Source organism: Klebsiella ornithinolytica NBRC 105727 = ATCC 31898 (genome assembly GCF_001598295.1).
In the GTDB taxonomy this organism is placed as follows: domain Bacteria; phylum Pseudomonadota; class Gammaproteobacteria; order Enterobacterales; family Enterobacteriaceae; genus Klebsiella; species Klebsiella ornithinolytica.
Genome location: NZ_BCYR01000001.1, coordinates 24,213 through 45,927, shown reverse-complemented (window position 1 = coordinate 45,927; position 21,715 = coordinate 24,213). Strand labels below are relative to the sequence as shown.

Genomic DNA, 21,715 nt, shown 5'->3' with positions numbered 1-21,715 from the left:
CTCGGCTATGGTTCAGCTAACGCGACTGGTCGATAGCGGAGACTGGGACGCCGTCCGCTTCACTCTGGAGCGCATTTATCCAAGTCTTAAGGCCATCACACCTGCTAATAGTATCGATGCCGAAGTCCTTCGGGCTCGTATCAATGACCTCGTGGAATTCGATCGTCGGTTGGCAGCGCTGGAGGAGAGTAGAAATGGCTAAAAAGACGCGAGAAGAATTGTTGCGCGAAATGGAAGATTTTCAAAACAAACAGGTAGACGAATCTACAACACCGCTTTTGGTTTGGTTCCGAGCCTTATCTCCTGAGATTTCAGGAGATCTCAAGCGACTGATTACAACAGGTGACACATCTGCGATTAATGATTTTATGGTTCAGCATGAGTATCGATACGCTCATCCTGATGAGGCAAATCGCCTTTGTAGCATTGCCCGCGCCTTTCCCGGACGCTTTAAGCATGGCGAATAAGGCTGCATTACTGTCACGGCTGGAACAGTTGGAAGGCACCAGCGTGACCACCGAAGACGCATGGTGGCGTGAAATGTGCTCACGCTATGGCTTCCCCGTTACGCCTATCGATGACGTTACTGATGAGTTACGTCGCGCCGTATTTGAAAAATATTTTGAGGAATTCTATTGAGATGGCCGATTACAATTTATTGATGAAGCAACGCATTGCAAACGCATGGCGCGACAGTAAACCATTAACGCCAGTGGTTAACGATGCTCAACCAGTTCAAAACCCTATGGCAGCCGCTAAGAAAAAGATCAGTGAAGCGTGGAGACGAAAATGAGTAAGTCTATTTATAACAGAGATGTGATCACGCGAAACGGTGTGGACTTATCGAAGCACGGCAAACGCGACGCACTACTAAAGCAATTTAATGCCGGAGAACTTCGACACCCTTACACCGGTGCGCCAGTTAACGACCGCCGACTATTGCAGGAAGTAATGAAAATTAAAGGCCTCTAAGTAAAGAGGCCTTTTTATTTCACTATTGACGCACCCGTCAGACTATTTTGAGGACAAGTTTATTATGAATTACATAGACGCAGCGATTTACGATATGAATGTATACCGTGAACAACATAAAAAAGTGACCGTGCAGATAGCTCTGCTGGAAAAACAGCTTGGAGAACTTAATTCGTCGTTGATTAAACCAGACATGTTCGGACATATTCAAACCAGTGCCGCTGAACTGAAAGCAAAACAAGATGCTTTTATCCCGGCGCTTAAAAAAGCCGTCATGACTGATGAGTTTACCAGACAGTGGCAGATGCGCGCCCTTAGTGCATTCAACCACAGCAAATCTGTGCAGGCCCCTCGTGATTTATTCCGCATTGATGGTGGAGCAGCTACGATGGCATACATGCTTACCGGACAGCTTGATGATGCGGTTCTCCGCGTTGTGATGCCTCATTCTGACATTTTTAAATATGTCCACGTTCTTACAGATATGTGCAAGCAACTCGGCATTCTGGAGGAAGAGTTGGAAGATATTGATTTAGACATGGAATTTATTGAAACACTAAAATCTTTTCAGGAGGTGTAACTATGAAAGGTAACGACAAACGCGTGATGAACGACTTCAAACGGGGGTATCGCTCTGGTGACAGACGTCCCGGTATCCCTGCTTATATCATCGCTAAACAACAACGTAAGGCAACTGAATGAAAATGCTTACCGCGCCTGAATGGGCTTACCGCGCTATGACCAGCTTAGTACCCGATGAATCGGGCGCGGGCATCCCGTTTGACGAACTGCGAAACATGTTACAAATCGCCCCTACCTTTTGCCGTGAATACCTCAAAAAGCTGGGGATTGATATTGATGAAGATAAAAAGTTAGTTAAAGCCCGGTGGCGATGGGAGGAAACATAATGAGCGACTGTGCTTTGGCAATAAAATCAGCAAAAGAGTGGGGCGTAAGGATGCCACGTCTTTGGATTGCACAATTTGGTGGCTGTTTACACCACAATGCCGCATCTGCTGCTGAATATACTGAGTATCGACATCAGCGGCAAATAGTGAAGAGTCTTGTTAGGCCATTTAATAAAGAGTTTACAGATGATAACTGACATATGTTTTTGGATTACTTTTTCAGGCTTGAACGCAATGTTAATATTCTCTTTGTGCTTACTGAAACAAAAAGTTAAGGAGTTATTTTGAATAGCGTCTCAAATTGGCGGGTTTTCCGCCGGTTATTAGTTAATCGCTAGAGCTTCCCTTTTTGTACCATTTCAGCACATACTTTGGCTCTGTATTGTCCTTCTGTATCTAATGGGTAACGGTCTCGTAGATTGGTATCGGCAAAAGTGTAAGCTTTATTTATTCTCTGCGTATCTTTATCATCACCTTTGTATAGACTCAGAATTGCATTATACCTTCTGGTTCGCTCAATATTTGAAATTCGCTTATTATCACTATCTATACTGCCTGTGTAACAGGCAAGAACTACAGAGCCAAGTATATTTTTCTCTGTTGCAATATAACCGCCAAAGCGCACCTCTCTTTGTGTTTTAGTTGCCAATCTAAGTGCATTTGCTTTAGATGTGTCCTTTCTACATTCATTCACTTCTGCTTCGGTAATATTGTCGCCAGGTCGGAAGTCAACAAGGCCGATGATTTTGTCTATGCGATAATAGCATTTGTTTTTATCTCCAAACTCGTACTCGAAGCGAGGAGGGTTATGCCATACAAGTTTATTTTCTTTTTGTAGTTTTTCGGCTTGAGCAACTGCCTTTGCATCCCAACACACACCTGTGCCATCTGGACCCATCGCTTCACTCTGTAAATGTCCCGTATCTCCCCTGGTCCATAGGCAATCTATGCCTAATTCATTGAGATGCGTAACTGTCCAGGATTTCTCAGTAAATATTAACTCTTGCTTCACATTATCGCTTAATGCCATGACCCGCGTGGCCACCAGCAGTGTAAGCATTACTAATGAAGATACGGCGCCTTTCATCAAATTTTTCCTTTGAATAAAATAATATCATCACCCCATAAATCCCAGCCATCTACGGTCAAAGCAGATGCCCCGCTGTAAACGTAGATATGAAAATCAAATCTTACGATAACAGCCGACTATTTTATGTGATCGGCTGTTACATTTATGAGGGTAGAGCCGCGCAGTCCATACGCGGCTTTGTACGCGAGAACAAATTTTTTAAGCTTGTTGTTGTGTAACTTTATGTTTTATATGCATTTATATTCCTCTACACGTTGAACAGGAAGTTCATGACGTCGCCATCTTTAACGATGTAGTCTTTCCCTTCGGCGCGCATCTTGCCGGCTTCTTTTGCCCCTTGCTCACCTTTGTAAGTGATAAAGTCTTCATAGGCGATGGTCTGGGCGCGGATAAAGCCTTTTTCGAAGTCGGTGTGGATTTTACCTGCCGCCTGCGGAGCGGTCGCGCCCACAGGGATAGTCCATGCGCGAACTTCTTTGACGCCCGCGGTAAAGTAGGTCTGCAGGTTCAGCAGCTCGTAACCGGCACGGATCACGCGGTTCAGGCCCGGCTCTTCAAGACCCAGCTCGGCCATGAACTCATCGCGGTCGGCATCGTCCAGTTCAGCGATATCAGACTCGACGGCAGCGCACACGGCGACCACTACGGAGCCTTCAGCTGCGGCGATCTCACGAACTTTATCGAGGTACGGGTTGTTCTCAAAACCGTCTTCATTGACGTTAGCGATGTACATGGTTGGCTTCAGCGTCAGGAAGCTCAGGTATTTGATAGCGGCCTTGTCTTCTTCGGTCAGGTTTTTCAGCGCGCGCAGCATGCCGGCGTTTTCCAGCTGCGGCAGGCATTTTTCCAGCGCCGCCAGCTCGGCTTTCGCGTCTTTATCGCCGCCTTTAGCTTTCTTCTGTACGCGGTGAATCGCGCGTTCGCAGGTATCGAGGTCGGAAAGCGCCAGCTCGGTGTTGATCACATCGATGTCGTCTGCCGGATCCACTTTGTTATTCACGTGGATGATGTTGTCGTTCTCGAAGCAGCGCACCACGTGACCGATAGCTTCGGTTTCACGGATGTTGGTCAGGAACTGGTTACCCAGACCTTCGCCTTTGGACGCGCCTTTCACCAGGCCCGCGATGTCGACGAATTCCATGGTGGTCGGCAGAATGCGCTGTGGTTTGACGATTTCAGCCAGCTTGTCCAGACGCGGATCGGGCATCGGCACGACACCGGTGTTCGGCTCAATGGTACAGAAGGGGAAGTTGGCCGCTTCAATACCCGCTTTGGTGAGCGCATTGAACAGGGTGGATTTGCCGACGTTGGGCAAACCGACGATACCGCATTTGAATCCCATGATTTAAATCACCTTAATCTTTGGATAATCAACCCGTTACACTGAACAGATTGCAGAAAAGTAAATAGCTTTGCCTATTATACACGGTGCGCGGCAAAAATTCCGCACGTCGACCGGTTATTGCGCTTTAAAAGCGTGTAAACGGTTGGTCGCTTTGGTGAGACCTTCTTTCAGCCACACCTCGGTGCAACGCGCCGCTTCGTCCACGGCTTCATCAATCAGTTTCTGTTCGCTCGCCGGCGGTTTACCCAGCACAAAGCCGACAACTTTGTTTTTATCGCCCGGATGGCCGATTCCGACACGTAAGCGATGAAAGTTGGGGTTATTGCCCAGCTTGCTGATGATATCTTTCAGACCGTTGTGGCCGCCGTGGCCGCCGCCGAGCTTAAATTTTGCCACCCCGGGCGGCAGATCCAGCTCATCGTGCGCCACCAGAATCTCATCCGGATTAATGCGGTAGAAGGTGGCAATGGCCGCCACGGCTTTGCCGCTGAGGTTCATAAAGGTGGTCGGGACCAACAGGCGGACATCTTCGCCGGCAAGGTTAATCCGCGAAGTGTAGCCGAAGAATTTGCTCTCTTCGCGCAGCGGGGCGCGATGGCGGTCAGCCAGTAAATCTACGTACCAGGCGCCAGCATTGTGCCGGGTCGCCGCGTATTCTGCGCCGGGGTTTGCCAGGCCGACAATCAGTTTTATCGTCACTTTTCTATCCTGCTTGGGTCGTTCTCTGGCGCGTAGTGTACTGTTTGCCGAGGCGGTTGACAAAATTCTGCCGCCACAACGGCGGGGAAAGAGATAATTACCCTTATGAACCATTAGAATTTGATGTTGTTCAGTAAGTTATTTGTAAGTTTTTGTTGATTTGATATTAACTAATGTGATCACCGACGCAATCAACCTTATCCCCATTGTCTATACTAGACCTATAAGTTTTGGGGATATTCCCAGGTAGCCCAAGGTTCCGGAGGTGACATATGAAACGCAGAAACGCTTCGTTACTCGGTAATGTACTGATGGGTTTAGGATTGGTCGTCATGGTTGTTGGCGTTGGTTACTCTATTTTAAACCAGCTTCCGCAGCTTGACCTGCCGCAGTTCTTCGCTCATGGCGCGATATTAAGTATTTTTGTCGGCGCCGTTCTCTGGCTCGCAGGGGCGCGCGTTGGCGGGCATGAACAGGTTAGCGACAGATACTGGTGGGTCCGCCATTACGATAAACGCTGCCGTCGCGATCAGCACCGCCATAGCTAAACCGGTTCCTCGCCCCGGCCGTCTCGCGGCGGGTGCGCTTACATAAACTGTTCATCTGCAGCCAGCTGCCCACCCGGTAGCTGGCTGTTTTATTATCGCGTCGCCTCTTTTCTTCAGAACAACGCATTTGCTGCCCGGGTTACGCCTTCACGATAAAATACCCTCTCTTTAACACTTGACCCTGACGTAACGTCAGGCGGCAGAGTGGCGCTATGGTCGAACAACAGGAGCAGTTATGTTAATTCAGGTGGGTGAACTGGCGAGACGCGCCGGAATGACCGTCCGCACGCTACATCACTATGAACAAACGGGGCTGCTGATGCCGTCGGCCAGAAGCACGGCGGGTTACCGGCTCTATAACCTGGCGGCGGTTCAGCGTCTGCATATGATTAAGGCGCTGACGCAGACCGGGCTGGAGCTCGCCACTATCAAGGACTACCTTGACCAGGACTCGTTTTCCCTGTCGGACCTGCTGGTACAGCAGATCTCGACGCTGGATAAACAGCTGCGCGCGGTCTCCACGCTGCGCGAACGGCTGGCTCAGCTGCGCGATGAGCTGGCATGCGGTAACGAGCCTGACCTGGAGTCCTGGCTACAGACGCTGGAGTTAATGAAAATGTACGATCGTTGGTTTAGTCCCCAGGAGTTACAGGCGCTGCCGTTTGCGGAGCAGGATCAGCAGCGCAACCAGATCTGGCTGGCGCTGGTGACGGAAGTTCGCCAGTTGCTTGCCGAGGCGTGTCCGGCGGACGATCCGCGGGCCATGGCGCTGGCGACCCGCTGGATGGCGCGCCTGGAGCTGGATACGGCCGGGCGGCCGGAGTTTCTCACCCGCCTGAATGAAATGCACGTCGCTGAACCGCAAATGCGCGAGCAAACCGGAATCACCGTGGATGTTGTGGACTACATTACCCGCGCTTTTGCCGAGAGTAAGCTGGCTATCTGGGCGCGTTATCTGAATGCTGATGAGCTGGCTTTCACTCGCGCGCACTATTTTGATCGACTGATGGAGTGGCCTGCGCTGGTGACGGCGCTGCACGAGGCCTGTCGCGAGCATTGCGACCCGGCTTCTCCAGCGGGGCAGGCGCTGGCCAGGCAGTGGCTGGCGTTGTTTCAGTCCTATGCCGGAACTCATCCTCACACCCAGCAGAAATTCCGCCTGGCGATGGAGCGCGAACCGCATCTGATGAAAGGGACCTGGATGACGCCTGAGGTGCTCGGCTGGCTTCAGCAGGCGATTGGCGTGATGATGACGCAGGCGAGCTCGCCCGCGTCACGGTAGTTAAGTTAAATGTCTGCCAGAGCGGCAGCACGGTCGGGATAGAAGCTCAGGCGCCCTGGAATCGGCTGAACGCCCGCCCGTGCCAGGGTGCGCAGCGGCTGAAACTCGAGATTCGAGACGCGCAGTTCACAGCCTTCCGGCAGTTTGTTGACGAAACGCTGGAAGGCATCCAGTCCGCCGGCATCCAGTACCGGCACCGCATCCCACTTCAGGACCACGATCCGCTTACCGGCAATCCGCGTCTCCAGATCGTTAAACAGCCCTTCGGCAGCGGCAAAGAAGAGGGGGCCGATAACCCGCAGGACCAGCACGTCGTCGGGCACATCAACATTGACCGGCGCCAGATGGGTCATGCGCGCAATGCGGCGCATAAACAGCAGCGAGGCCAGCACGATACCGACGCTGATAGCGATGACCATATCAAACAGTACGGTCAGCGACATGCACATCAGCATCACCACGATGTCGTCCTTCGGCGCGTAGCGCAGCAAATTCACCACCTTGTGCGCTTCGCTCATATTCCACGCTACCATCAGCAGCAGCGCCGCCATCGCAGACAGCGGAAGCCAGGAGAGCAGCGGCGCCAGCACCAGCAGCGCCATAATGACCAGCAGCGCATGAATCACGGCGGATACCGGCGATGTTGCGCCGGCGCGGACGTTAGCCGCTGAACGGGCAATGGCGGCGGTGGCAGTAATACCGCCAAAGAAAGGGGCGATGATATTGCCGAGACCCTGGCCTATCAGTTCGCTGTTGGCTTTGTGCTTCGTGCCGGTCATCCCGTCGAGGACCACCGCACACAGCAATGATTCAATCGCGCCGAGCATCGCCATCGAGAAGGCCGCCGGCAGCAGCGCCCGCAGTGACGCCCAGCTGAGCGTAAAATCGGAGCCAGGCATATCCCACGGCAGCACCAGCTGCGGCAGCAGCTGCGGGATCCCGTTACCCTGGCTACCGTCAGCCAGAATATAGTGGAACTGAGAGCCGATAGTCGCGACGTGGCCCCCCATAAGATTGACGATTGCCATCACCGCACAGCCCGCCAGCAGCGCAGGCAGGTGGCCGGGCAGGCGGATCCCCAGACGCGGCCACAGGATCAGCGTGCCAAGGGTGACAACGCCAATCGCCGCATCGCCAGGATTAGCCGTCGGCAGCGCCATCACCAGGGCGGCGACTTTCTGCAGATAGTGCTCGGGAACGTGCGCCATCTGCAGACCAAGAAAATCTTTTATCTGCATGGTACCGATAGTGATACCAATACCGGAGGTAAACCCGAGGGTAACGGATAGCGGAATATATTCAATTAACCGGCCAAAGCGGGCGAGGCCGAAAAGAATTAAAAAGACCCCGGACATCAACGTCGCCACCAGCAGTCCGGCCAGGCCAAACTGCTGTGACACCGGATAGAGGATCACCACAAAGGCGGCGGTTGGCCCGGATACGCTAAAGCGCGAGCCGCCGGTGAGGGCGATAATAATCCCGGCGACGGCGGCAGTATAAAGTCCATACTGCGGCGCGACACCGCTGCCAATAGCCAACGCCATTGCCAGAGGAATGGCAATAATCCCGACCGTGATCCCGGCGATCAGATCGCGGGTGAAACGGGCTAGCGTGTATTTTTCTTTCCAGCAAGCATCGATGAGGGCGCGGAAAGGCATCACATGTGAGGAAAATAATCTGTTCACAATAATGTTTCATCCATGAGCGCATCATCTGTCAACTAAATGGCAGGTGAAGGAGGCAATGGTCATACAAATTGGTTTAAGAGACAAAAAAACCCGCCGCAGCGGGTTTTTTGGCCGGGCTCGATTAATGTTCGAACATAGCAGAGATAGATTCTTCGTTGCTGATACGACGAATCGCTTCTGCCAGCATGCCAGACAGCGTCAGCGTACGCACTTTTTCCAGCGCTTTGATTTCCGGCGCCAGCGGAATAGTATCGCAGACGACGAATTCATCAATCACAGAGTTTTTAATGTTCTGGATAGCATTGCCGGAGAAGATCGGGTGAGTGGCGTAGGCAAATACGCGTTTCGCACCACGCTCTTTCAGCGCTTCAGCTGCTTTACACAGCGTGCCGCCGGTATCGATCATATCGTCAACCATCACGCAGTCGCGGCCGGCAACGTCACCGATGATGTGCATCACCTGAGAAACGTTAGCGCGCGGACGGCGTTTGTCGATGATAGCCATATCGGTATCGTTCAGCAGTTTGGCGATAGCGCGAGCACGCACCACGCCGCCGATGTCCGGAGAAACCACGATCGGGTTATCCAGGTTCAGCTGCAGCATATCTTCCAGCAGAATAGGGCTGCCGAATACGTTATCAACCGGAACGTCGAAGAAGCCCTGGATCTGTTCTGCATGCAGGTCAACGGTCAGTACGCGGTCAACGCCAACGCTGGACAGGAAATCGGCAACCACTTTCGCGGTAATCGGCACACGCGCAGAACGCACACGACGGTCCTGACGAGCATAGCCGAAATAAGGGATAACAGCGGTGATACGACCCGCCGAAGCGCGACGCAGAGCATCAACCATAACAACCAGTTCCATCAGGTTGTCGTTGGTGGGAGCACAAGTGGACTGGATGATGAAAATATCACCACCGCGTACGTTTTCATTGATTTGTACGCTGACTTCGCCGTCGCTAAAACGACCTACAGCGGCGTCGCCAAGAGAAGTGTACAGGCGGTTGGCAATACGTTGTGCTAGTTCCGGGGTGGCGTTACCAGCAAAAAGCTTCATATCAGGCACGAGAAGAACCTCAGGCATGCGTCCAGTGGTGGATGAAAAGCGCCAGAAACCGTGCGGGCGGCACTCTTCTATCCAGGCGGTGTATTTAAAGAGAACGATGCAACGTCTGGAACAGGGTGACGTTGTCACCGTTACTCAATTTGCCCGGCGTACTAAGGTAATTCGTGCAAAAAAGCAGAACTACCTGGGTAGGGCTAGCTTGAGCGGGGAGATATTAACTCCTCGCGCTACAAAGCCTTGTAGCCATTCCGGGGCTTGCTCCAGCACCTGACGAGCGGCAGATTCGGTGTCAAATTCAGCAAAGACACAGGCTCCTGTGCCTGTCAGGCGCGACGGCGCATATTCTAACAGCCAGGAAAGCGCCGCATCAACCTCGCGAAAACGTTTTCTTGCGATAACCTCGCAATCATTGCGAAATTCACATTTTAGTAACGTACTTATTGACCTTACCGGGGTGTTTCGTGGTAGCTCGGGGTCGCGGAAAATGGTCGGCGTCGGAATACTGACTCCGGGATGAGCGACCAGGTACCACTTTTCTGGCGGTTCGACCGGCGTCAGGATCTCACCAATGCCCTCGGCAAAGGCGGCGTGGCCGCGCACGAATACCGGCACATCGGCGCCAAGACTCAGCCCCAGCGTCGCCAGTTGCTCTTCCGACAAACCACAGCCCCACAGATGATTCAGCGCCACCAGTACCGTCGCGGCGTTGGACGAGCCGCCGCCCAGACCGCCGCCCATCGGCAGACGCTTGTCGATGCTGATATCGGCGCCGCTACCGGGAGGAAGCTGTCCGGATGCCGTCGCCGCCTGCATCAGCAGCCTTGCGGCGCGAATAATCAGATTCTCTTCATCGGCTACGCCGGCAACCGGCGTCAGCAGGCGCAGCGCGCCGTCATGACGCGGTTCGATCGTTAAGGTATCGCCATAGTCAAGGAACTGAAACAGCGTCTGCAGGGTGTGATAACCATCGGCGCGCTGTCCAGTGATGTACAAAAACAGGTTCAGCTTTGCAGGAGAGGGCCAGCGGGTCATCATTTCACAATCCAGTTATCCATTTTCAGCTTGATACGCTGACTGCCGTTATTCAGCTCCATGTTGGCCGGCAGCGATGGCTGGGTATCGCTGGTATAGCCGCCGTAGGTGACGTGCCAGGTTTTGCCGTTCTGGGTATAGTTCAGTTCGCTCAGGCGGTATTTATCGTCAAGCGAGTAGTCGGTGGCATCGCCCGGCAGGCCGACGATCCACTGGCGCAGGCTGTTTAGCGGAATCGGCATCCCGGTCAGGCGGCCAATCATCTCTTCGGCATCGGTCGCCGTATAGGTCTGGCCTTTGTTATCGATCAGCGTCACGCTGCCCGGCTGGGCGGTCAGCGACAGTTCGGTGCTGCCTAACGGGTTGGTCAGCAGCAGGCGATAGCGATCCTGGCCGGTTTGCTGCCAGAAGAAGCGGGCGTAAACTTTTTGTTCATCGGAGAGGTAAGCGAAGGCGCCGCGGGTCTGGTACTGGCTCAGATTGCGGACATCCTGCTGGTGCTGACGCCACTGAGGAGAGTCAGGGCTTTTGCCAGGGCCTTTCGGGGCGGTGAGTGTACAGGCGGTCAGGACCAGGCTTGCCAGCGGTAACAGGCGGAGCAGTCGATTCATAATGATGACAAATCCTTGATGTCTACAGTGAAATCCGGCGACGGGGTGGTACGCACACGATTTGTGTAGCGGGTTACAATTATAACCCTTAATGCTAGCGTTGCCCGGCGATAGCGTCTACGTTCAAATTGTCTGAAATCAAAAAATTACCGTTAATGGCTTTTAAGCCCGATGCCTATTACTCCAAAAGGGGAGCGTCTCTTTTATTGATTCCGCGCATCCTGTATGATGCGCTCAGACTAACCTTAGCAACGCTGGTACTACTCCCTCACAATGACCCTTTTAGCTCTTGGCATTAATCACAAAACAGCCCCGGTCGCGCTGCGAGAACGCGTAACGTTTTCGCCGGACACGCTCGATAAGGCGCTGGAGAGCTTGCTGGCTCAGCCAATGGTGCAGGGCGGTGTGGTGCTGTCGACCTGTAACCGCACGGAGCTGTATCTCAGCGTTGAAGAACAGGATAATCTGCAGGAAGCGCTCATCCGCTGGCTGTGTGATTACCACCATCTTAATGAAGAAGACCTGCGTAAAAGCCTGTACTGGCACCAGGATAATGATGCGGTCAGCCACCTGATGCGCGTCGCCAGCGGCCTCGATTCGCTGGTGCTCGGCGAACCGCAGATTCTGGGGCAGGTCAAAAAAGCCTTCGCCGATTCCAGCCGCGGTCACCTCAACGTCAGCGAACTGGAGCGGATGTTCCAGAAGTCGTTCTCGGTGGCAAAACGCGTGCGGACCGAAACCGATATCGGCGCCAGCGCGGTTTCCGTGGCTTTCGCCGCCTGTACCCTGGCGCGACAAATCTTCGAATCCCTTTCAAGCGTGACGGTGCTGCTGGTCGGCGCCGGGGAAACCATCGAACTGGTGGCGCGTCATCTGCGTGAACACAACGTGCGCAACATGGTGATTGCTAACCGTACCCGCGAGCGCGCGCAGGCTCTGGCCGAGGAGGTCGGTGCCGAGGTTATCGCCCTGAGCGATATCGACGAGCGGCTGAAAGAGGCCGACATTATTATTAGTTCGACCGCCAGCCCGCTGCCGATTATCGGCAAGGGGATGGTGGAGCGTGCGCTGAAGGCGCGGCGTAATCAGCCGATGCTGCTGGTTGATATCGCGGTGCCTCGCGATGTCGAACCCGAAGTGGGTAAGCTGGCGAACGCCTATCTGTACAGCGTGGACGACCTGCAAAACATCATTCAGCATAACCTGGCGCAGCGTAAAGCCGCGGCGGTACAGGCGGAAACGATCGTCGAGCAGGAAACCAGCGAATTTATGGCCTGGCTGCGTGCCCAGAGCGCCAGCGAGACTATCCGCGAATATCGTTCCCAGTCCGAGCAGGTCCGTGAGGAGCTGACGGCGAAAGCGCTGGCTGCGCTGGAGCAGGGCGGCGATGCGCAGGAAATCATGCAGGATCTGGCGCGTAAACTGACCAATCGCCTGATCCACGCACCAACCAAATCTCTTCAGCAGGCAGCCCGTGACGGGGATGATGAACGCCTGCATATTCTGCGCAACAGCCTCGGGCTGGAATAGCGCACATTTCTCTTTTTTCAGGACAGGGTGAATTCACGCCTATGAAGCCTTCTATTGTTGCCAAACTGGAAGCTCTGTACGAACGCCATGAGGAAGTTCAGGCGCTGCTGGGTGATGCTGCGACCATCGCCGATCAGGATCGATTCCGCGCGCTGTCGCGGGAATATGCGCAGCTGAGCGACGTGGCGCGCTGCTATACCGAATGGCGCCAGGTGCAGGACGATATCGAAACTGCACAGATGATGCTCGACGATGCGGAAATGCGCGAAATGGCGCAGGAAGAACTGCGCGACGCGAAAGCGAAAAGCGAGGAGATGGAGCAACAGCTGCAGGTGCTGCTGCTGCCGAAGGATCCGGATGATGAACGCAACGCCTTTGTCGAAGTCCGCGCCGGTACCGGCGGTGATGAAGCGGCGCTGTTTGCCGGCGATCTGTTCCGTATGTACAGCCGTTACGCCGAATCCCGCCGCTGGCGCGTGGAGATCATGAGCGCCAACGAAGGCGAACATGGCGGTTATAAAGAGGTGATTGCCAAAATCAGCGGCGATGGCGTGTATGGTCGTCTGAAATTTGAGTCCGGCGGTCATCGCGTACAGCGCGTGCCGGCCACCGAATCCCAGGGGCGTATTCACACCTCCGCCTGTACCGTGGCGGTGATGCCGGAGCTGCCGGAAGCCGAAATGCCGGATATCAACCCGGGCGATTTGCGTATTGATACTTTCCGCTCCTCCGGGGCCGGCGGTCAGCACGTTAACACCACCGATTCGGCGATCCGTATTACCCACTTACCGACCGGGATAGTAGTGGAGTGCCAGGACGAGCGTTCGCAGCACAAAAACAAAGCCAAAGCGCTGTCGGTGCTCGGCGCGCGTATTCGCGCGGCGGAAATCGCTAAGCGTCAGCAGGCGGAAGCGTCAACCCGTCGTAACCTGCTGGGCAGCGGCGATCGCAGCGATCGCAACCGCACCTATAACTTCCCGCAGGGCCGCGTGACCGACCACCGCATCAACCTGACCCTCTACCGTCTGGACGAAGCGATGGAAGGGAAACTGGATATGCTGATTGAGCCGATTGTTCAGGAATATCAGGCCGATCAGCTGGCAGCGCTTTCCGAGCAGGAATGATGACCTTTCAACAGTGGCTGGCGCAGGCGATTGCCCGACTGAGCGCGAGTGAAAGCCCGCGACGCGACGCCGAGATCCTGTTAGGGCACGTCACCGGCAGGGCGCGGACCTGGCTCCTCGCCTTCGGTGAGACGGTGCTGACGCTGGAACAGCAGGCGCAGCTGGAGACGCTGCTGAGCCGCCGCCAGCGCGGCGAGCCGGTGGCCCATCTGGTGGGCGAGCGTGAGTTCTGGTCGCTGCCGCTGCTGGTTTCCCCCGCAACGCTCATTCCGCGCCCGGATACCGAATGCCTCGTCGAGCAGGCGCTGGCGCGGCTGCCGGCCACGCCGTGCCGGATTCTGGATTTAGGTACCGGCACCGGCGCGATCGCCCTGGCGTTGGCCAGTGAACGCCCGGACTGCCAGGTCACGGCGGTGGATTTCATGCCCGATGCGGCGGCATTAGCCGCGCGTAACGCCGAGCGCCTTGCCATCACGAACGTTAGCGTCCTGCAAAGCCACTGGTTCAGCGAGCTGGCCGGGCAGCGGTTCACCATGATTGTCAGCAACCCGCCCTATATCGACGAAACCGATCCGCATCTTGAGCAGGGCGATGTTCGTTTTGAGCCAAAAACGGCGCTGGTTGCTGCCGATAACGGCCTTGCCGACCTCGCGCATATCATCCGGGAAGGACGCCGTTTCCTGACCTCCGACGGCGTGATGCTGCTGGAACACGGCTGGAAGCAGGGGGACGCGGTACGGGCGCTGTTCCGGGAAGCGGGTTACCACGATGTGACGACCTGCCGTGACTACGGCGATAACGATCGCCTGACGACAGGGCGATTTTCCGGCATGGAGAAAGCGGGCATATGAATCTGTTTAGCGCGGTGCTGTATCTGCATATAGCGTGTGTGGTGGTTTCCGTCAGTTTATTTACCTTACGCTACTGGTGGACCTACAGCGGCAATGCCCGGCTGAACCAGCGCTGGGTGCGCATTGCGCCGCACTGCAGCGACACGCTGTTATTTCTGAGCGGCGCAGGATTAATGGCCATAACGCACTATCTGCCTTTCACTGAAGACGGCTCATGGCTGACTGAAAAGCTGTTTGGCGTTATTATTTACATCGCATTGGGTTTTATCGCGCTGGGCCGTCGTCGCCCGCGCAGCCAGCAGAGCCGGTTTATTGCCTTTCTGCTGGCTTTGGTGGTGTTGTTCATCATCATACAACTCGCCATTACAAGAACACCGTTACTGGGGTAAGTCATGAGGTCATTAGCTGATTTCGAATTTAATAAAGCGCCATTGTGCGATGGCATGGTCCTCATTTCTGAATTAATCCGCGACGATTTTCCGACGCACTATGTGCAGGATGAACTGGAGCGGCTGCTGGGTCTGGCGCAGGAGGAAATTGCCTCTTCCTGGGATCAGGAGCGTCAGCTGGAGCGGCTGCTGGAGCTGTTCTACCATGAGTGGGGCTTTCGCGATTCCCACGGCGTTTACCGGCTGTCTGATGCTTTGTGGATCGACAAAGTCCTGATTAATCGTCAGGGGAGCGCGGCGTCATTAGGCGCTATCGTCCTGTGGATTGCTCAGCGCCTGTCGCTGCCGCTGGTCCCGGTTATCTTCCCGACGCAGCTGCTGCTGCGCGCCGACCCGGAAACCAGCGAAGAGATGTGGCTGATTAACCCGTTCAACGGTGAAACGCTCAACGAACACACGCTGGAAGTCTGGCTGAAGGGCAATATTAGCCCGGTTGCCGAGCTGTTCAACGAGGATCTCGACGAGGCGGATAACGCCGAAGTGATCCACAAGCTGCTCGACACCTTAAAATCGGCGCTGATGGAAGAGCGGCAGATGGAGCTGGCCCTGCGCGCCAGCGAAGCGCTGCTGCAGTTTAATCCGGAGGATCCGTATGAGATCCGCGATCGCGGGCTGATCTACGCCCAGCTTGAGTGCGATCATGTTGCGCTGCTGGACCTGAATTATTTCGTCGAACAGTGTCCGGAGGACCCGATCAGCGAAATGATCCGCGCGCAAATTAACACCATTTCGCATAAACAAATTACTCTTCACTAATCTGGAATGAATCCGGTTACACCCTGATAAGGCGATCTTATGAAACAAAAAGTGGTTAGCATTGGTGATATCAACGTAGCAAACGACCTGCCTTTCGTCCTGTTTGGTGGGATGAACGTGCTGGAATCCCGCGATCTCGCGATGCGCATCTGCGAACACTATGTGACCGTCACGCAGAAGCTGGGCATTCCTTACGTGTTCAAAGCCTCTTTTGATAAAGCCAACCGTTCTTCCATTCACTCCTATCGTGGTCCGGGTCTGGAAGAAGGGATGAAAATTTTCCAGGAGCTGAAGCAGACCTTCGGCGTGAAAATCATCACCGACGTTCATGAAGCAAGCCAGGCGCAGCCGGTTGCCGACGTGGTTGACGTTATCCAGCTGCCGGCATTCCTGGCGCGCCAGACCGACCTGGTCGAAGCGATGGCAAAAACCGGCGCGGTGATCAACGTGAAGAAACCGCAGTTTGTCAGCCCGGGCCAGATGGGTAACATCGTCGACAAGTTTATCGAAGGTGGCAACGACAAAGTTATCCTCTGCGATCGCGGGGCGAACTTCGGCTATGACAACCTGGTTGTCGACATGCTGGGCTTTGGGGTGATGAAGAAAGTGTCTAACAACTCGCCGGTTATCTTCGACGTGACCCACGCGCTGCAGTGCCGCGACCCGTTTGGCGCCGCGTCCAGCGGTCGTCGTGCTCAGGTGACCGAGCTGGCGCGCGCCGGTATGGCAACGGGCCTGGCAGGCCTGTTCCTCGAAGCGCATCCGGACCCGGAACATGCGAAATGCGACGGCCCGTCCGCGCTGCCGCTGGCTAAACTGGAGCCATTCCTGAAGCAGATCAAAGCAATTGACGATCTGGTGAAGAACTTTGAAGAGCTGGATACCAGCAACTAATTCATCGCTCCTGAACGCGAAAAGCCTGCCCGTTGTAAAACCGGCAGGCTTTTTTTTGCGCCAGTAACGGCGCAGAACTCTCCCCGGTCGACGCCGGGGAAGAGCGGTCAGGCAAAAATGGTCATCAGATAAGCGGCGAAGAGCGCCAGGTGCGCGGCGCCGTTCAGCACATTGGTGCGTCCGGTAGAGAAGGAGATCTGGCACAACAGCAGCGAGGCGACCATCACAATCATTTCCGGTGCGCCAAGCCCGAATTGCAGCTCATTGCCGGTTAAGAAGGCGATTAAGGTGACCACCGGCACGGTCAGCGAAATCGTCGCCAGCACCGAACCGAAGAACAGGTTCATCGCGCGCTGCACCTGATTGTTGAGTACCGCTTTCAATGCACCGAGTCCTTCCGGCGAGAGAATCAGCAGCGCGACCAGGAAACCGGTAAAGGCCACCGGCGCGTTCATGCTGGTCAGCAGCGTCTCCAGCGGGTTCGCGTTCATCTTAGTGACCGCGATAACCGCGACCAGGTGAATTAACAGCCACGCGGTGTGCCAGGCGCTGCTGTGGGCGGACGGTTTGCCGTGATGCGGGTCGTCGTCGTCGCCGTCGTCTTCATGCTCATAAATAAACAGGCTCTGGTGCGTTTTGGTCTGAATCAACAGAAATACGCCGTACATGGCGGCGGAAATCAGCGCAACCAGCAGCGCCTGCCCGGTGCTGAAATTCGCGCCCGGTAGCGCCATCGGAAAGACCAGCACAATAATCGCCAGCGGAAACAGGGCGATGAGATACTGCTTAATACCAAACAAATTCATGTACTGGGTGGCGAATTTACGTCCGCCCAGCAGCAGGGCAAAGCCGACCAGGCCGCCGGTGACAATCATAATGATTGAATAGAGCGTATCGCGCATCAGCGTCGGGGCTGCGTCGCCGGTGGCCATTAATGCAGAAATCAGGCTGACTTCAAGAATCACCACGGAAAGACTTAAAATTAACGAACCGTACGGCTCGCCGAGGCGGTGGGCGAGAACGTCCGCGTGGCGTACAACGCTGAATGCGCTACACAGAATACCCACTAAGGCCAGAATGTTAATGCCAATGACCGCTGGCAGTGACTGACTACTTCCGAAGAAGATAAGCACCGCCAGCGCCAGAATCGGGAAAACAAGCGATGTCTCCTTGTGGCGGGTTTTCACCGCCTCATGTACATGCGTCATGAACCATCTCCATTTATGCAGGTGTTATAATTATAGATACCGTAAGTAGATAAAATAACAGACATTTTGCTATCTGAATTGTTTTTTTACTTAAATTTACGGCTATTGGTAACTAATGCCTTGAGATTGTCATAACTTATCATTATTGCGATTTTGTATTTATTATTCAGATAATTACTAAAAATGCTTCTGGATTATATCCCGCCTTGAAAACCCGTAATTAGCGTCCCAGACTTATCTTTTTACCACCATCCGGAGGTGCATATGCCTTATCGCAGTAAACAAGCGCTACCCGATAGCGTCCGGCACGTGTTGCCGGCGCATGCCCAGGAGATCTATAAAGAAGCGTTTAATAGCGCCTGGGAGCAGTATAAGCACCAGGCGGACCGGCGGGACGACGCCAGCCGTGAAGAGACGGCGCATAAGGTCGCCTGGGCGGCGGTCAAGAATGACTATCAAAAAGGAGACGATGATAAGTGGCATAAGAAAAAATAATCGTTCCTGCTGCCTCATCTGCTGCTCCGCGCCTTGCCAGCGTGTCGTTCATTGCTTATTGTCGATGAAAGCTGGATAATAATTCGGCAATATTTCACGGATGCCATCAGATAATCGCCGGGAAGCGGGCAGTGGCGGAGGTAGTAGAAAGTGTTAACTCGTGATTTCTTAATCAATGCGGATTGTAAGACGGCGTTTGGTGCTATTGAGGAATCGCTTCTCTGGTCGGCAGAGCAACGGGCCGCTTCCCTGGCGGCAACGCTGGCCTGTCGTCCGGATGCTGGCTCAGTATGGATTTTTGGCTACGGTTCGCTGATGTGGAACCCGGCTCTTGAGTATCGCGAAACCTGTACCGGTACGCTTCCGGGCTGGCACCGCGCCTTCTGCCTGCGGCTGACCGCCGGGCGCGGCAGTGCCTGCCAGCCGGGGCGCATGCTGGCGCTGAAAGAGGGCGGGCGTACCACCGGCGTGGCCTATCGACTCCCTGATGAGACGCTGGAAGAGGAGCTGACGCTGCTGTGGAAGCGGGAGATGATCACCGGGTGCTATCTGCCGACCTGGTGTAAGCTGGAGCTCGATGACGGGCGGACGGTGAACGCGCTGGTGTTTATTATGGATCCTCGTCATCCGCTGTTCGAACCGGATACCCGCGCCCAGGTCATTGCGCCGCTGATCGCTAAAGCCAGCGGGCCGCTCGGCACCAATGCCCAGTACCTGTTCTCTCTGGATCAGGAGCTACGCAAACTCGGTATGCACGATGATTGTCTTGACGATCTGGTCGGGACGGTACGGACGCTGCTGGGAGAAAACAGCCAGCCGGGGCTGGCCTGAAAAATGCCCGGGCTATCCCGGGCAGGTGATATCAGGCGGGAACGTAGCTAATGGAGTGCTCCAGTGACTGGCCGTGGCTATCGATCAGTACGTTCCAGGTGCCGTTATACGGCACGGTCAGATAGGCGCTGTCGCGATCCTGGACGCTCAGAATATCCGCATGGCTGTCGCCGGCAGCCTTCGCGCTCATCAGGTGAATATGGCAGCGTTCAGAACAACGAACCACCAGCGTATCACCGCCAAACAACATCAAACTTGCTTTAACCATCGCCATTTATCTACCCCGTTGTTGTCTGTCTACAGCATCCTGCCTGCTCAATCCCGCGCGTGATATTGTTCACACTTTACTCATGGCATAACACCAAATGGGGAGCAGACGAATGCTGATTTTGATCAAAAAAAGGGATAAAGATTAAACAAAAATGATGTTGTGCCTGAAAGCATTCAGCTGACTTAGTTTTTTGATTAACAAACGCTGCCTCGGTGATATTAAATCCCGCCAGAGGCCCTTTCTTCAGAAGGTCAGGATTTTATCGGCCGCCAGCGTCCACTGCGCCAGCTCCACCAGAGTGCCAATCTCCACGCCGTCAATCAGCGGCAGCGCGGTGATCCCGCGGCCGTCGGTGCAGGTTTTGCACAATTTCACCGGGACATTCTGGGCGGTGAGGATCTCCAGCATTTGCTGAATGTTATAGCCTTCCGCCGGCTTTTGTCCGCGCAGGCCTGCCGTCACCGCGTCAGACATTAAAAACAGCTTCAGATCGAGTTCAGACTGCTGTTCGCGCAGGGCAATCGCCAGACGCAGGCTATTAAACAGCGATTCGCTACCGTAGGCAGCACCGTTGGCGATAATCACAATACTTTGCATAAGGACTCCTTGGTATAAGGCACGGTTATTGCTTGTGGTTAAAGTATAAAGCGTTGACCCGGGAGGGGGTATGAATAATACGGCTGGCATCACGCCTGAGGCCAACAGGTGGTTTCACCGCGCGCGGCAGCTGCAAAAAGAGCAGCTACGCCAGCTGGCGCAGCAGGGTACGCTGGCAAGCCGGATAAGCGCGCTGGTACACATGCTACAGTGCGAACGCGGTGCGTCCAACCTTTGGCTCTGCTCCGCTGGACGGCTCTATGCCGCGGAGTGCCGGGCGGGCTCGGCACTGGTGGATGAGCAGCTTATCGCCTTTCGCGAGGCGCTGGAAGCGGTGCGGGAGTGCGCCAGCGGCGCGCTATGCTGGCGGATTGCCAGCGCGCTCTGGTACCTGGAGCAGTTGCTGACGCTGCGCCACGCCGTGCGCGGCCGCGCTATCATCGCCGAAGAGGCGACAAACCAGTTTAGTCGCATTATCCGCCACTTATTAAATATTGTCCCGCAGCTCAACGACAGCATTGACGACCCGCAAATTGCCGGGCGCATGGTGGCGCTCTACAGCTTTATGCAGGGGAAAGAGCTGGTGGGGCAGGAGCGCGCGCTGGGGGCATCCGGCTTTGCCCGCGGCCAGTTTAGCGATGAGCTCCGCCAGCTGCTGGTGGACAGAATCGATGGTCAGCAGCCCTGTTTTGACAGCTTCCAGGCGCTGGCGGAGGCGCCGCAGACTGCGCTGTTTATGACCCAGTGCCAGGCCAGTCTGGAAATTGAGCAGCTGCGGCGGATCGCCTGTACCCGACAGCCCCCGGCAGATGAGGGGGAGACGGCGCTGCGTTGGTTTTGCGCCCAGACACAGCGTCTGGAGCAGATGCGAGGTCTGGAAGAGCGGCTGATTGACGACCTGCTGAGCGTCGCCGATAACCTGCTCAGCGGCGAAGCGCCGCCCGCCAGCTGGCCGGAGGAAGAGGGTGATGACGGCATCGCGCGCCGTCTCGATAAACAGCTGCTGCCGCTGGTTCGCCAGCAGGCCTTTGAGCTCCAGCAGCTCTCCGGGCAACTGGCCTCGCTAAAAGATACGCTCGAAGAGCGCAAGCTGATTGAAAAAGCGAAAAGTGTGCTGATGGTTCATCAGGGAATGCAGGAAGAGCAGGCCTGGCAGGCGTTGCGGAAAATGGCAATGGATAAGAATCAGAGGATGGTGGAAATCGCCCGCGCGCTGCTGACGGTAAAGGCGTTGTGGTCCATAACCCCAAAGGAGTAGATGCACGATGGTTGGGCAGCGGCTGCCTGTCAGCGGTGCAATGAGCGGCGGGAAGCCGCCCGGCGCACAGCGGAAAACGGCCTGACACCGCCTCTGTGAACATTGGCATCTGTTTTGCAATATCCTGCAGACAACGGTTAATGCGTTAAATCGTTCAGTAAACAATTTTGGGCAACAGGCCAACGGCGGTTTGTGTGTCCATGGATA

The 21,715-nt window shown here is 55.0% G+C and carries 28 protein-coding genes; 18 read left to right on the top strand and 10 right to left on the bottom strand.

Going from position 1 to position 21,715, the window contains the following annotated elements; genetic code table 11:
* Positions 1-194 precede the first annotated feature (194 nt).
* The 7 genes from ROR01S_RS00215 (at position 195) to ROR01S_RS26895 (ending at position 2,077) form a co-directional block, all read left to right on the top strand.
* Complete coding sequence (locus ROR01S_RS00215) at positions 195-467, top strand: hypothetical protein (protein ID WP_064358966.1); 273 nt, start codon at positions 195-197, stop codon at positions 465-467.
* Positions 457-639, top strand: a complete 183-nt coding sequence (locus ROR01S_RS00210) for a hypothetical protein (RefSeq protein WP_064358965.1) — start codon at positions 457-459, stop codon at positions 637-639. Before ROR01S_RS00215 ends, ROR01S_RS00210 begins: the two co-directional genes overlap by 11 nt.
* 1 nt (position 640) lies before the next feature.
* Positions 641-793, top strand: a complete 153-nt coding sequence (locus ROR01S_RS26900; protein WP_155728868.1) for a hypothetical protein — start codon at positions 641-643, stop codon at positions 791-793.
* Positions 790-972, top strand: a complete 183-nt coding sequence (locus ROR01S_RS00205; protein ID WP_064358964.1) for a hypothetical protein — start codon at positions 790-792, stop codon at positions 970-972. Before ROR01S_RS26900 ends, ROR01S_RS00205 begins: the two co-directional genes overlap by 4 nt.
* A 64-nt stretch (positions 973-1,036) precedes the next feature.
* Positions 1,037-1,552 carry a hypothetical protein gene (locus ROR01S_RS00200; RefSeq protein WP_064358963.1) on the top strand — a complete coding sequence of 172 codons (516 nt, stop codon included), beginning with the start codon at positions 1,037-1,039 and terminating at the stop codon, positions 1,550-1,552.
* A 118-nt stretch (positions 1,553-1,670) separates the two neighbouring features.
* Positions 1,671-1,880: a hypothetical protein gene (locus ROR01S_RS00195; RefSeq protein WP_064358962.1), complete on the top strand. Its 210-nt coding sequence runs from the start codon at positions 1,671-1,673 to the stop codon at positions 1,878-1,880.
* Positions 1,880-2,077: a hypothetical protein gene (locus ROR01S_RS26895; RefSeq protein WP_155728867.1), complete on the top strand. Its 198-nt coding sequence runs from the start codon at positions 1,880-1,882 to the stop codon at positions 2,075-2,077. Before ROR01S_RS00195 ends, ROR01S_RS26895 begins: the two co-directional genes overlap by 1 nt.
* 137 nt (positions 2,078-2,214) lie before the next feature.
* Here ROR01S_RS26895 and ROR01S_RS00190 read toward each other — a convergent pair whose 3' ends face one another.
* The 3 genes from ROR01S_RS00190 to pth all read right to left on the bottom strand — a co-directional run bounded on the left by ROR01S_RS00190 (position 2,215) and on the right by pth (position 5,014).
* Positions 2,215-2,967, bottom strand: coding sequence for a hypothetical protein (locus ROR01S_RS00190; protein WP_064358961.1), 753 nt, complete (start codon positions 2,965-2,967; stop codon positions 2,215-2,217).
* A gap of 250 nt (positions 2,968-3,217) precedes the next feature.
* The gene (gene ychF, locus ROR01S_RS00185) at positions 3,218-4,312 is read right to left on the bottom strand and encodes a redox-regulated ATPase YchF (RefSeq protein WP_004863554.1); all 1,095 of its coding nucleotides are present in this window, start codon (positions 4,310-4,312) and stop codon (positions 3,218-3,220) included.
* A gap of 117 nt (positions 4,313-4,429) precedes the next feature.
* A complete protein-coding gene (pth, locus tag ROR01S_RS00180; protein ID WP_004863551.1) occupies positions 4,430-5,014 on the bottom strand; it encodes an aminoacyl-tRNA hydrolase in 585 nt (194 codons plus the stop codon).
* A 272-nt stretch (positions 5,015-5,286) separates the two neighbouring features.
* Between pth and ychH the strand changes: the two genes are divergently transcribed.
* Together ychH and ROR01S_RS00170 are read left to right on the top strand one after the other, a co-directional pair.
* The gene (gene ychH, locus ROR01S_RS00175) at positions 5,287-5,562 is read left to right on the top strand and encodes a stress-induced protein YchH (RefSeq protein WP_004121828.1); all 276 of its coding nucleotides are present in this window, start codon (positions 5,287-5,289) and stop codon (positions 5,560-5,562) included.
* Between the two features lie 235 nt (positions 5,563-5,797).
* Positions 5,798-6,844 (top strand): MerR family transcriptional regulator, encoded by a 1,047-nt coding sequence (locus ROR01S_RS00170; protein WP_015584086.1) that lies wholly within the window; start codon positions 5,798-5,800, stop codon positions 6,842-6,844.
* A gap of 5 nt (positions 6,845-6,849) precedes the next feature.
* Here the strand turns inward: ROR01S_RS00170 and dauA are convergent, their stop codons facing one another.
* From dauA to lolB, 4 genes are all read right to left on the bottom strand, one after another.
* Positions 6,850-8,529, bottom strand: a complete 1,680-nt coding sequence (dauA, locus tag ROR01S_RS00165; RefSeq protein ID WP_073972262.1) for a C4-dicarboxylic acid transporter DauA — start codon at positions 8,527-8,529, stop codon at positions 6,850-6,852.
* A gap of 124 nt (positions 8,530-8,653) precedes the next feature.
* Positions 8,654-9,601 (bottom strand): ribose-phosphate diphosphokinase, encoded by a 948-nt coding sequence (gene prs / locus ROR01S_RS00160; protein ID WP_004863536.1) that lies wholly within the window; start codon positions 9,599-9,601, stop codon positions 8,654-8,656.
* A gap of 180 nt (positions 9,602-9,781) precedes the next feature.
* Positions 9,782-10,633, bottom strand: a complete 852-nt coding sequence (gene ispE / locus ROR01S_RS00155) for a 4-(cytidine 5'-diphospho)-2-C-methyl-D-erythritol kinase (protein WP_162098182.1) — start codon at positions 10,631-10,633, stop codon at positions 9,782-9,784.
* On the bottom strand, positions 10,633-11,244 hold the full coding sequence (gene lolB / locus ROR01S_RS00150; protein WP_004863531.1) for a lipoprotein insertase outer membrane protein LolB: 612 nt from the start codon (positions 11,242-11,244) through the stop codon (positions 10,633-10,635). The genes ispE and lolB overlap by 1 nt, the downstream gene beginning before the upstream one ends.
* 273 nt (positions 11,245-11,517) lie before the next feature.
* On the opposite strand from lolB, the gene hemA reads away from it, so the two are divergent.
* Genes hemA through kdsA form a run of 6 tightly spaced genes read left to right on the top strand, consistent with a single transcriptional unit; the run spans position 11,518 to position 16,848 of the window.
* A complete protein-coding gene (gene hemA, locus ROR01S_RS00145; protein WP_004863529.1) occupies positions 11,518-12,774 on the top strand; it encodes a glutamyl-tRNA reductase in 1,257 nt (418 codons plus the stop codon).
* 41 nt (positions 12,775-12,815) lie between these two features.
* Positions 12,816-13,898 (top strand): peptide chain release factor 1, encoded by a 1,083-nt coding sequence (gene prfA, locus ROR01S_RS00140; protein ID WP_004863527.1) that lies wholly within the window; start codon positions 12,816-12,818, stop codon positions 13,896-13,898.
* Entirely contained in the window at positions 13,898-14,749 is an 852-nt protein-coding gene (gene prmC / locus ROR01S_RS00135) for a peptide chain release factor N(5)-glutamine methyltransferase (protein WP_064358959.1), read from the top strand. The genes prfA and prmC overlap by 1 nt, the downstream gene beginning before the upstream one ends.
* Positions 14,746-15,138: an invasion regulator SirB2 gene (sirB2, locus tag ROR01S_RS00130; protein WP_004863518.1), complete on the top strand. Its 393-nt coding sequence runs from the start codon at positions 14,746-14,748 to the stop codon at positions 15,136-15,138. The genes prmC and sirB2 overlap by 4 nt, the downstream gene beginning before the upstream one ends.
* 3 nt (positions 15,139-15,141) lie before the next feature.
* Entirely contained in the window at positions 15,142-15,954 is an 813-nt protein-coding gene (sirB1, locus tag ROR01S_RS00125) for an invasion regulator SirB1 (RefSeq protein WP_004863515.1), read from the top strand.
* Between the two features lie 39 nt (positions 15,955-15,993).
* Positions 15,994-16,848, top strand: coding sequence for a 3-deoxy-8-phosphooctulonate synthase (gene kdsA, locus ROR01S_RS00120; protein ID WP_004863512.1), 855 nt, complete (start codon positions 15,994-15,996; stop codon positions 16,846-16,848).
* 107 nt (positions 16,849-16,955) lie between these two features.
* On the opposite strand, the gene chaA is transcribed toward kdsA, so the two are convergent.
* Positions 16,956-18,056, bottom strand: a complete 1,101-nt coding sequence (gene chaA, locus ROR01S_RS00115) for a sodium-potassium/proton antiporter ChaA (protein ID WP_004863510.1) — start codon at positions 18,054-18,056, stop codon at positions 16,956-16,958.
* A 264-nt stretch (positions 18,057-18,320) separates the two neighbouring features.
* Here chaA and chaB point away from each other — a divergent pair, with 264 nt between their 5' ends.
* Together chaB and ROR01S_RS00105 are read left to right on the top strand one after the other, a co-directional pair.
* Positions 18,321-18,551, top strand: coding sequence for a putative cation transport regulator ChaB (gene chaB, locus ROR01S_RS00110; protein WP_004863508.1), 231 nt, complete (start codon positions 18,321-18,323; stop codon positions 18,549-18,551).
* A 150-nt stretch (positions 18,552-18,701) separates the two neighbouring features.
* Positions 18,702-19,382 (top strand): gamma-glutamylcyclotransferase, encoded by a 681-nt coding sequence (locus ROR01S_RS00105; protein ID WP_004863506.1) that lies wholly within the window; start codon positions 18,702-18,704, stop codon positions 19,380-19,382.
* Positions 19,383-19,413: 31 nt separating this feature from the next.
* On the opposite strand, the gene ROR01S_RS00100 is transcribed toward ROR01S_RS00105, so the two are convergent.
* Both ROR01S_RS00100 and ROR01S_RS00095 read right to left on the bottom strand, forming a co-directional pair.
* The gene (locus tag ROR01S_RS00100) at positions 19,414-19,656 is read right to left on the bottom strand and encodes a DUF1883 domain-containing protein (protein ID WP_064358958.1); all 243 of its coding nucleotides are present in this window, start codon (positions 19,654-19,656) and stop codon (positions 19,414-19,416) included.
* 240 nt (positions 19,657-19,896) lie between these two features.
* Positions 19,897-20,250 carry a DsrE/DsrF/TusD sulfur relay family protein gene (locus ROR01S_RS00095; protein WP_032687103.1) on the bottom strand — a complete coding sequence of 118 codons (354 nt, stop codon included), beginning with the start codon at positions 20,248-20,250 and terminating at the stop codon, positions 19,897-19,899.
* 70 nt (positions 20,251-20,320) lie between these two features.
* On the opposite strand from ROR01S_RS00095, the gene nasR reads away from it, so the two are divergent.
* Positions 20,321-21,508 (top strand): nitrate regulatory protein NasR, encoded by a 1,188-nt coding sequence (nasR, locus tag ROR01S_RS00090; RefSeq protein ID WP_004863491.1) that lies wholly within the window; start codon positions 20,321-20,323, stop codon positions 21,506-21,508.
* Positions 21,509-21,715: the final 207 nt, after the last annotated feature.